Source organism: Pirellulales bacterium (assembly GCA_036499395.1).
GTDB lineage: Bacteria > Planctomycetota > Planctomycetia > Pirellulales > JACPPG01 > JACPPG01.
Window position 1 is genome coordinate 58,696 of the sequence record DASYDW010000135.1, and the last position, 10,458, is coordinate 69,153.

The following is a 10,458-nucleotide window of genomic DNA, read 5'->3' on the forward strand; positions in this document are numbered from 1 at the left end:
TCAAAGCCCTGTCCGCGTTCCCGCCTCGGGCGGTTTTCTTGGTGCTTTGGCTGACCGCAATTGGATAGTCGTTTCGAAACCGTTGGTAACGTTCGAAAGCGATCGATCCTTCTCGTCCTGCAGGAGTTTGCGGTCCCCCGCCATCACGGCGAATAGGTAGTACAGGCCGGGTATGATCAGCACCCCGATCAAGGTGCCCAAGAGCATCCCGCCGACCGCAGTGGTCCCAATCGTGCGATTGCCGATCGCGCCGGGGCCGGTCGCACGCACCAACGGAATCAGACCGGCGATGAAGGCGAACGAGGTCATCAGAATCGGCCGGAATCGCAACTTTCCGCCTTCGATGGCCGCCTGCTTGATGCTCACTCCCTCGTGATGCCGTTGCACCGCGAATTCGACGATCAGAATCGCATTCTTGCCCAACAGCCCCACAAGCATCACCAGGCCGATCTGGGCGTAGACGTCGTTGGCCAGACCCATGACCTGCAGGAACAGGAACGACCCGAAAATGCCGACCGGCAGCGACATGATCACGGCCAGCGGCAGGATGAAGCTCTCGTACTGCGCGACCAACACCAGATAGACAAAGATCACGACGATCATGAATATGTAGACGGCCAGGTTTCCCTTGCCCGCTTCGTCATAAGCCAAGGCTTCCCAGCCGATGCCGTAACCGCGCGGCAGCGTCTCGGCCGCCACCTCTTGGATCGCCTTGATGGCCTGGCCGGTGCTGTAGCCGGGCGCTGGGGAAAGCTGAACGGGGGCGGCCGGATAAAGGTTGTAGCGGTCGACTTCGTTCAAGCTCTGCTGCTTCTTGAGCGTCATAAACGAGGAATAGGGGACCATGCCCCCCTTGTCATTCTTGACGAATAGGTTCTCGAAGTCCTCGGGGTACCGCCGGAACTGGGGCATCGCCTGGACAAAGACTTTATAGAACTGGTTGAAGCGGATGAAGCCTTGCTCCCAGGTGCTGCCGATGACGATCGACAGGTTGTCCATCACATCTTTGATCGACACACCTTTCTGCATCGCGATGTCGTTATTGATGATCAGTTCGTATTGCGGATAGTTGTTGGCAAAGAACGTGAAGATGCTCGATAGCTCTTTGCGCTTCGACAAGGCAGCCAGGAACTTGTCGGCCTCTTCGCCCAACTGCTTGTAATTCATCGTGTTGGTCTTGTCCAACAGACGCATCGAGACACCTCCCGCTGCGCCGAAGCCGGGCACCGCAGGCGGCTCGAAGAATTCGACCTTGGCGTTGGTGATCGTGCGAGATCTATGTTCGAGTTCCTGAATGATTTGCTTCGAGGTCATCTCGCGATCGGACCAGTTCTTCAAATTGATGAGACAGGTCCCTGCGTTCGAGCCGCGCCCCTCAGTCAAAACCTCGTAGCCAGCCAAGGCCGAGACCGACTTCACCCCGTCGATACTTTTGGCCACGGCCTGCAGTTCCTGGGATTTGGAGTTCGTGTACTCGAGCGTCGAACCTGGGGGCGTCTGCAGCACCCCGTAAATCATCCCCTGGTCCTCCAGCGGTATGAAGCCTGACGGAAGCTGCGTGTTAACCAGGAAAATGCCGAGGCCAAAGCCGAAGACGATCAACATGGTGAGCGCACGGCGCGTGACGATCGTATTCAAGAGCGAAGCATAACGGCCCGTCACTTTTTCGACGCCGCGGTCAAAACCATGCAGCAGTTTGGCCAGCGGCCCACGCTTTTTCGCGCCTGTGTAAGGCTTCAGAATCATTGCGCACAGCACCGGCGTCAGCGTCAGTGCCACCACACCCGAGAGAACAATGGCCGTGGCCATTGTGATGCCGAACTGGCGGTAGAACGTGCCGACCGGCCCGGTCATGAAGGTCACCGGAACGAAGACCGCCGTCATCACCAGCGTGATGGCAATGATCGCACTGCTGATCTCGTTGACAACTTCCTTGGTTGCCCGATAAGGCGAGAGATGCTTCTCGTGCATCTTGGCATGCACCGCTTCGACCACCACGATCGCGTCGTCCACCACGACGCCGATCGCCAACACCATCGCGAAGAGGGTGATCAGGTTGATCGACAGGCCGAGCAACTGCAGGAAGAAGAAGGTCCCGATCAGTGATACCGGCACCGCCAGCGTTGGAATCAGCGTGGAACGCCAATCACCGAGGAACAGGAAGACCACGAGGGAAACCAGAACGAAGGCCTCGAACAGGGTGTGCAGCACTTGCTCGATCGAGGCGTCGAGGAAGGTGGAGACATCGTAGCTAACCTCATAGGTCATGCCCGGCGGGAACGAGTTCTCTTTGATCTCCTCCAGCTTCTCTTTGACCTGCTCGATGACTTGGGCGGCGTTGGTGTTGGGGATCTGCTTCAGGACGATGGCCGCCGAGGGATAGCCATCGATGTTCGAGTAGATGTTGTAGTACGAGGGGCCCAGTTCGACTTCGGCAACGTCCTTGATCCGCAGGATCTCACCCTCGGGGGTTGCCCTGAGAACGATGTCTTCATACTCCTCCGGCTTGTTGTAGCGTCCCTTCCAGATCAGGACGTACTCGATCGTTTGCGACGTTCTGCCGGTTGCCTGGCCCAGTCGTCCGGGCGAACCCAGCATGCTTTGTGTACGGATCGCCTCCATGACTTCGTCGGCCGATACACTGTACGCCCGCATGCGCTCAAGATTCAGCCACACCCGCATCGCAAACGCGCGGCTGCCGAGAATATTGGCGCTGCCGATCCCCCGCACCCGCTTGATCTCGGGCACGATGTTGACGAAGGCGTAGTTATAGAGAAAGTCCTGATTGTGGTCCTTGTCCGTGCTGTAAATGTTCACGTACATCAGCATGCTCGTCATCTGCTGGAGCACGACGATGCCCTCTAGCTCGACGATGGGCGGGAGCCTTTGCTTCACGGTTTGAATGCGATTTTGCACATTCAAGACTGCGACGTTGGGGTCCGAGCCTGGCTCGAAGATGATCAGGATCGTGGCCTCGCCGGCGCTGGTGCCGGCCGAGATCATGTAGCGCATGTTCTGTACGCCATTGATCGCCTGCTCCAAGATGACCAGCACCGAGTCGACCAGAACCTGGGCGCTGGCACCCGGATAAGCGAGCGTCACGACGACGCTCGGAGGTGCGACGTCCGGGAACTGCGAGATCGGCAGGCTCTTGATCGACAACGCCCCCAAGAACAGGATGATGACCGAGATAACGATCGCCAAAGCCGGTCTATGGAGGAATCTTGCGAACATGCTTTCGCCAAGTTTTCTTCAGGCGTTTTTATTGCGCGCTAGGAGGAAGAACATGAGGCGCTCCCACGCGATGTAAATGCTGACGTTCCAAATCGCTCCCAAAACCAGACGTGCGTGCGCAGTGATTCCGAGCTTCGAAGGCCCAACGAGCGCAGCCGCGATGCGCAGGCGATATTGCTAGTGCATGCGGCCGCCGGAATGCGGCCGGCCGTTCCCCCGAGACTTCGACGCCGAGTTGCGAATCGACTATTTCAAACCATACGGAGACCGCGGCTGATCGAGCCGCGCATCAACGTACGGGTATGCAATCCGAGAGTTGAACGAGAATCGTCGCGCCGGCTGCTGAGTGGCCATCGCCTGGTCGGTGAACACGCCCGCCTCGCCGGCGAACGACGTCACCGAGCGCGCAGCAGCGACTGGGCTAATTGGACCGCACACGGTCGCGACCCCCTGAGAAGAATCCCCCAAGCGCGCGCTGGCGCGCTCGTTTCCGCGAGAAGGACGCCCCCCCGGGCTTCCTACGTGCGCCTGCCGGCACGCGCGTCAATTATACGTCGCAGGCCAAATAATTGCGCTAGGTTCCCTAAATAATATGATCGTCGCCGTGCAGAACGGCCCATTCTCGATGAAGCGGCATGGCGAAAAGTCCCTTAGGCGGGGGCGCCAGGTCCGGGGATCACCGGGAGTCTTTCGTCATGTCATTTCTCAGGCCTTCAATCATGTAGCCGACCAGATATAGGTCTAAAACGACCGCGAATCCGATCATTATCCGTGCGGATAAACTGGGGCCAAAATCCGGATGGCGGCCCGAATCGCTCAGCACAAACGGGACGGCAATGATCGCGCATGCCGCGATCAGAACGGCGGTGATCCTCATACCCCGATTCTATCTCGCCGTCACGCAGCAATCACTGTCGCCTACGACGCATGGCCAGCAACGCGAGTCTGCCGATCGCGGCGAGGATGAGCGGGGTAGGGTCGGATAGCTTTGCCACGTCGAACCTGACGTCTAAACTTCGCCTGCACGAAAGGGCCGAGCGCGAAAAAAGGGCCGCTCGGTAGCGTGACCAAACCGAGCGGCCCGGCCGTAAGCACACGTCACAGCCAGCGTTCGAAAATAACCGCCGCTAACTTCGGTGGCAACTACGCGGCGCAAAAAAAGCCGCGGGACGTGCGTGTTAGGCGCCTGCCCCAGCGGCCAAGGCGAGGAACCGCTAAGCAGCCACGCCCAAGTAAATGAGATACCAATGTAACAAACAATGGAAAGGTGTAATTGTAAAGTGCGAAGAGCGTATGGGGGGCTAAACGGGATCAATTAAAAACCCTTGGCGGAAATGGTTTTAAGGGTTTGAGGGACGACCACAGTCGCGCCTGCTCGCTGGCCGTCACCGCTCGACCCGCGGCCTATTTGTTGGGGACGGCGATTCCGTCTTTGCCGAAGTACTTTGTCTCTGGGAAAAGTCTCTTCGCGGTTTGGTAGTCAGCTTCCGACGTATTCGTGGGAAGAAGGATCACGTTCTTTGCGTCGTCGCCCAGCCAGCGCCGCCAGATCGGAATCGTAGATTCTTCATAGGCGGGCATCATGATCGCTGTCGAGAGGAATCGCCCGGGCTGCATGCTCTCCATTTCCTGGACGCGGTATTCGTCGAGCAATAACAGGAAATCCCGCCGCTCACGGACGAATTTCAGCTCCTCGAGAAGCCAACCGAGCAAAACGGCAGCCGCCGTGACCAATAGCAACATCGTCCCCACCCCGAAGCGAAACCATTGTCGGCCGGTGGGCGTAGCGGTAGTCATTGGGCCATCTGCCGGACGATTTCAGCGACGCGTTATAGCTGCGATTCGGCTATAGCCAGTTCGTCGATGAGCCTTTGCTCACGTCGTCGAGTTTCGATAAGAATGCCCTCAAGTTGGCCAATTTTTGTCTGGAGCTTCGTGAGGGCCGTGGCTAGATCCGCGAGAATACTTTCAAGTTCCGATCGAAGATTGGCAATGCGTGACCTAACATCGTCAGTGTCTGGCGCGTTCTCAGCCATTCCCTAATTTTACCGCGCCGCAGCGACGTAATCACCTTCGGCCTTGCGTCACCAGCAATACCAGTCGCCAAGAGCGGCGAGAATTGGGGCGAGGACTCGCGTACGCAGCTGAGCAAGGTCGCCCCAAATGCACCGCCGCCGCGTTGTCTGTATCCGACGCTTTGTCGTTTAGCCGCGATGATGTCGACGACGAAACCATTCGCAACCGGCCGCCGCCATTACGATCAACAGTAGGGTAGCCGGTTCTGGTACCGGAATGTCGGAATTGTACCGCAGGCTTCCCTCCGCCCAGTAAGGCTGTTCGGGGGTGCCGTCATATTGGATGAAATCGACGGCAAATCTAAGCACATTGCCCTGACTGTCGAAATCAGCCTCGAGAACATTAAAGCTGCCGACGGAAGTGTTCAGGCCTGATCCATTGCCGGCAAAAGCAAGTCCGGGCTGACTTGAAGGTTCGAACGGCCATCGCGAAGCGTTAGGGTACGAGCCGACAGTCAGTTGCTGCCCATGTGGTGCGGCGATATCTAGCACCCACTCGCTGTTGTTTGAATCAACGTAGAAACTGATTGCATGCCCAAATTCCGAGTCGGCCTCGAAAGTGAAGCCGTCAGCGGGCGTAAGTACGTAATCTTTCCCTTTGCCAATGTAATCCCCCGGCGTACTCGTGATAGCGAGGATATAAGCGCACGAGGCTTTCTGGGGAAGTAAGAAAGATAGACATAGGAAAGATAGTAAGGCGGCGCTGCAACAACGCAACATCTTCATCTTCTGTTCCGTGGACGCAATGATGGACTCAACAAATGCCTGTTGCTGAATAATAATTGCGGGCCGCATTGCACGCAAGAAATTGGCTTGCCGTGTGCGCCGAGAATATGGTCAGGAATCGACCAAGCTGCGCTCCAGCATCGCCAGCGACGTGGTCGGCGGAGCGGACTTAAGTCGATGTGCAGATTGGCCGCTCCAAATGTGTGGACGTTGAGCGCTCGGTTACCTAATCAGTGGAATTAAATAAATCATCAGTGCGCCGAGCGCCAGCAAAAGGACTAGCCCGCAAGCTAGAGCAAGGATCGCTCCACGAGAAGCATTTCCTGCTAACGCGACAATAGCGCCACAGACCACGGCGATGACGACCAAGAGATCGACGGGCCCGACGATGGGATAATGATGCCGTTGCCTGAACCTGAATGCGAGAAGTGCTAGCGCGATCGCGAACCACGCGATCGCAGACATCATCTGGCCAGAACTGAATTGGAATCGGCCCATGACATCAGCCCTGGTAGTGGGTCAACGTTTATCGATTAATCATCCAGTAAAAGGTGCATAAGTGCGATGTAGCGAATAGCCGACCGACGTGTTCGCTTGTGCGTCCTTCTTCAGAACATCCATGATCTTTGGGATATAAAAGCCAGCAGCATAGAGGCCGGCAATTAGTGTGTAAAGATTGAAGGTGCTGAAGCCGCCAAACAGATTGTCTACCATTTGCTGACCGTAGACGACGGACCCAGACTTCATAACAAAATCAGCGCCTAGCTTTTTCCACTCATGACGTACGTCCATGCAATCGCGAAGGTATTCGTCGATACGAGCCTTACATACTTTCTCAAATGTACTCGGAGTTGGGTTTTCAAGAGCAATCTCGCGCAGCACAGATGGCAATTTGGCGCGAGCCTCTCCCGCGGTGCCCCACGCCTTCGTGCGAAGCCGCATCACGTCGCTAACGGACATTGATTCGAGGATGTCTTCCGACACGTAGTGTGAGATCATCACGTTGTGAAGCCTTGCCAAAAGCATGCCGTGAGACCGTGAGCCGTCGGCGTCTTCGGTCTGGTTCTCGCAGGCTGCCTTGGTGATCTCATTCATCTTCCGGAGTGTCATCGCGTAGCCGGGGTCGCTTGTATACGGCTGCAGACCGCGCATATCACACTCGGCAAGCGAGCGTACAAACGCACCTAAGCGCCCCAAGGCAAGCCGCGTTCGCCAAACACGATCTTCGTCCGAATTCGCTTCGCCAGGATAGAGTGCGAACGGTGGCGGTCCCGGCATCTGCTCGCCGTTTAAAAAATGCTCAGTGACCGAATCGTCGGCGCTGTCCAATACAATGTCGGATGAGAAATCACTGAAGGGAACGCCACTGCACACGCTGTTAAGCAATTGCGGATTAACTGCTAGAAGCCGATATTGTTGATAAACTTGTATAGGGTCGGGAACACCATCTGGCGGACGCATCATCCCCAACGCCACTCCCTGGAACGGAGCGTGAGCGCTGAGGACTGTGATGTTTCCCGAGCGTCCGGCAGGACTGCATTGTTCAAGGAGCTGATCGAACTGTTTATCAAAATCGTGGACCTTGCCTAATGGGCGAACTGCGGGTCCGCCGCCCATAGCGAACATCGGAGGCAACCCTGTTACCGCCGACTGGAAGAAATGAGACGGAATTAGTTCCCGGTCGTTGGGCGCTCGCAGGACGATTTGGTCGTAGCTCAACAAGGCGCGTTTGATACTCAGTAGGCTTGGTGGCCTTTCAGTCGGAAGGACGTAGGCGTTGACGATCATTTGTTGCACCTTTCGCGAAGTGGGTAGCTAGCTCTTCCAGGGACGCTCTTAACCCGATGGAGCATCCGTTTTATGCCGTTGATATTACCAACGCGCCGCCGCACGCGTACGGCGATCAGCATTGCGGCGACGAGCCATTTTTTGCTGAACGCGCAAGTCGTCAGGTCTTCGCAGTGGTTCGCTGCCTAAGGTGATCGGACGACCTACGTCATTTCGCATCATCTGGCGGCAACAAACGGCCGATTCTGATGTCCCAACGATCGACGTCCAGGACGCGGGCGTTGTGCGGACTGTTGTCTAGCGATTTTACCTACGCCAGCTTTGGCAACAGCACCGTTTGTTGCAAAAGCTCCTGCGCATTCCTGCGAATCGGGGATCATTCGTGCGAAGGTGGAGAAAGTGGGCACTCATCCGGGCGAGACGGAGAAAGTCGTGACCCATCAATACAAAAAGCTTCGTCGTAACTACTTACGACGAAGCTTCTCTAGTGGAGCGGAAGGGAGTCGAACCCTCGACCTCTGCATTGCGAACGCGCCGCCAAGCCCCGAGGAGCCGTCGCCCCACAGGTACGACGGTGTCATTCGCCTAGGTCGAGGCAATCCTGGATTTTAGTCTGCTCAGGACCGAGTCAGCGGAGGCGACCGATTGGTTGTCTGGTCCTCCCAAAACGGGGAGTTGATCTCGCGATATCGCCCGACATTCGGTCACAAACAGGCGAAACGGCGGCCGGCGCAGCGGCGGCTTCGCGTCGCGGCAACCGACGAATTCTGGTACGCTCGACGTCCAAATGTGTGCGAGGTGTCTCGCAATGGCCCAGTGGACGGACGGCTGGGATCGTTGCAGAGCGGTCAGTGAAATCTGTCGCAGAACGCGACTGGGAAAGGAATCCCATCTAGATGCAAGCGCAAACTGCATCCTGCTCAGGACATATGGCTGACATGGATCGCCTTTTAATGCTCTTCCGCGCATTCCGGGAGCGAAACGACGAGGCATTTCGTCGTGTGGCAGAAGCAATTATCTCTGCTGAATTGGCTGCCAATCATCATAGTTACGCACGGGATCTTCAAAAGGCGCTTGCCCCAGGCCATTCGCCACGCGTCTCAAACCGCAAGATGAATGGGCTGTCTAGTTTGCCGAAGGACCGGCGCAATGGCGAGCAGCTTGTGGCAATCCAGCAACCTTCGTTGGACCTGTCGAGACTAGTGTTTTTGCCAGACGCAAAGGAGCGTATCAGTCGTGTTGTCGAAGAGCATGGTCAGCGAGTAAAGCTTGCGAGCTTCGGTCTGAAACCAAAGTCAAAGCTCTTGTTCTGGGGTCCCCCCGGATGCGGCAAGACAATGACGGCTCACTGGCTTGCTCAGAAAATGGGGCTGCCGATTGGTCTAGTTCGGCTCAACGCGTTAATAACAAGTTACCTCGGGGAAACTGCTTCGCACATTCAACGTGTATTCGACTTGGCGCAATCAATGCCGATGTTATTACTACTGGACGAGGTTGACGCCATCGGGAAGGATAGAGACGATGCACACGACGTCGGTGAGCTTAAGCGTGTAGTGAATAGTATGTTGCAAGCTGTAGACTCGTTTAATTCTTCTGAGAGCATTCTAGTTGCCGCGAGCAATCATCAACACCTACTTGATCCAGCGCTTTGGCGCCGTTTCGACGAGATCGTATTATTCCCTAAGCCAGGACCAGTTGAGATTCGTACGTACCTCAAGCATTTGCTAAACGGCGTGTCAGTCGCTGACGGAATTGAGCCAATTTGCCGAAGTATGAAGGCGCTTTCTTTTGCGGAGATCGAGCGAAACGTAACTGAGGCTGTGAAGTCGATGATACTAGAGGATCGTCCGAATTTAAAAACGGCGGAAATTGTGACGGAAGTTAGACGGTTTAAGAAGTCACAAGCGGCTGCCCGCCAAAAGCCACCGCGAAAGCGGACAGACCAATGAATCCTGGTTTCCCACCGTTACCGCTGCCCATTCCTGAATCCCGCCAAAGGCGCCCAGAGAAGCCGCGAAGGGTACCACTTCCTGCCGAGCTATTGGAACGTCGAAGCGAAATTGCCCAAGTTCTGGGTATAAAGGTCGATGCCCTTTCGAACCACCTTCGAAGTCTGAACGAGGAAGAGCGACGGGCGGTGTTCTACAAGCTTGAGCACGACGGCCCGATTAGATTGGACGGAACAGGGCTGAAGAAGATCTCAGAACCATCACCCGATATTACGCTTGCGGTGCCTAAGGCGGATGACCTTGATAAGCTCGCGGAGAAAATCGTCCAGTTTGGCTCCGGCGCAGTGCGTCAAGGGCACGCTCCCCATGAGTTTCTCGTATTTCTCCGAGAAATAGTGGAGGCTGATCCTAAGGATCGCATTAGTCCAGAGCTGCGGGAAAACTACGCGACACTGATCACGCAAGATTGGGTGATTTGTGAGATCGAGCTGTTGTCTCTTCGCGGCGGCCACAATCAGCAGAGAGTTGAAATCGTCGGGTGGCTACGGAGATATAACCGAAAGTTGTGGATGAGTTGAGTTGAAAAAGGCGGCGTACTTGGGTTTGAATTTGGTTGATTACGGACCCAATTCCCCAGGAGTACGCCACCATGCCCGAGAGTATCAATTCGACGTTGTCCTTGCCAG

General features: G+C 56.1%; 7 protein-coding genes. 2 read left to right on the top strand and 5 right to left on the bottom strand.

The annotated features are described in order from the left end of the window. The 5 genes from VGN12_28395 to VGN12_28415 all read right to left on the bottom strand — a co-directional run bounded on the left by VGN12_28395 (nt 1) and on the right by VGN12_28415 (nt 7,823). Nucleotides 1-3,234, bottom strand: coding sequence for an efflux RND transporter permease subunit (locus tag VGN12_28395; protein HEY4313404.1), 3,234 nt, complete (start codon nt 3,232-3,234; stop codon nt 1-3). Between the two features lie 676 nt (nt 3,235-3,910). Next, nucleotides 3,911-4,111, bottom strand: a complete 201-nt coding sequence (locus tag VGN12_28400; protein ID HEY4313405.1) for a hypothetical protein — start codon at nt 4,109-4,111, stop codon at nt 3,911-3,913. A gap of 527 nt (nt 4,112-4,638) precedes the next feature. Then, nucleotides 4,639-5,031 carry a hypothetical protein gene (locus VGN12_28405; protein ID HEY4313406.1) on the bottom strand — a complete coding sequence of 131 codons (393 nt, stop codon included), beginning with the start codon at nt 5,029-5,031 and terminating at the stop codon, nt 4,639-4,641. Nucleotides 5,032-5,438: 407 nt separating this feature from the next. Further along, nucleotides 5,439-6,035, bottom strand: a complete 597-nt coding sequence (locus VGN12_28410; GenBank protein ID HEY4313407.1) for a PEP-CTERM sorting domain-containing protein — start codon at nt 6,033-6,035, stop codon at nt 5,439-5,441. Nucleotides 6,036-6,572: 537 nt separating this feature from the next. Continuing rightward, nucleotides 6,573-7,823 carry a hypothetical protein gene (locus VGN12_28415; GenBank protein HEY4313408.1) on the bottom strand — a complete coding sequence of 417 codons (1,251 nt, stop codon included), beginning with the start codon at nt 7,821-7,823 and terminating at the stop codon, nt 6,573-6,575. Between the two features lie 896 nt (nt 7,824-8,719). Between VGN12_28415 and VGN12_28420 the strand changes: the two genes are divergently transcribed. Both VGN12_28420 and VGN12_28425 read left to right on the top strand, forming a co-directional pair. Continuing rightward, entirely contained in the window at nt 8,720-9,772 is a 1,053-nt protein-coding gene (locus VGN12_28420; GenBank protein ID HEY4313409.1) for an ATP-binding protein, read from the top strand. 92 nt (nt 9,773-9,864) lie between these two features. After that, on the top strand, nt 9,865-10,350 hold the full coding sequence (locus VGN12_28425; GenBank protein HEY4313410.1) for a hypothetical protein: 486 nt from the start codon (nt 9,865-9,867) through the stop codon (nt 10,348-10,350). Nucleotides 10,351-10,458 lie beyond the last annotated feature (108 nt).

Coding starts and splice junctions, on each gene's coding strand:
- VGN12_28395 (HEY4313404.1), bottom strand. CDS start 3,234: ATGTTCGCAAGATTCCTCCATAGACCGGCTTTGGCGATCGTTATCTCG.
- VGN12_28400 (HEY4313405.1), bottom strand. CDS start 4,111: ATGAGGATCACCGCCGTTCTGATCGCGGCATGCGCGATCATTGCCGTC.
- VGN12_28405 (HEY4313406.1), bottom strand. CDS start 5,031: ATGACTACCGCTACGCCCACCGGCCGACAATGGTTTCGCTTCGGGGTG.
- VGN12_28410 (HEY4313407.1), bottom strand. CDS start 6,035: ATGAAGATGTTGCGTTGTTGCAGCGCCGCCTTACTATCTTTCCTATGT.
- VGN12_28415 (HEY4313408.1), bottom strand. CDS start 7,823: ATGATCGTCAACGCCTACGTCCTTCCGACTGAAAGGCCACCAAGCCTA.
- VGN12_28420 (HEY4313409.1), top strand. CDS start 8,720: ATGCAAGCGCAAACTGCATCCTGCTCAGGACATATGGCTGACATGGAT.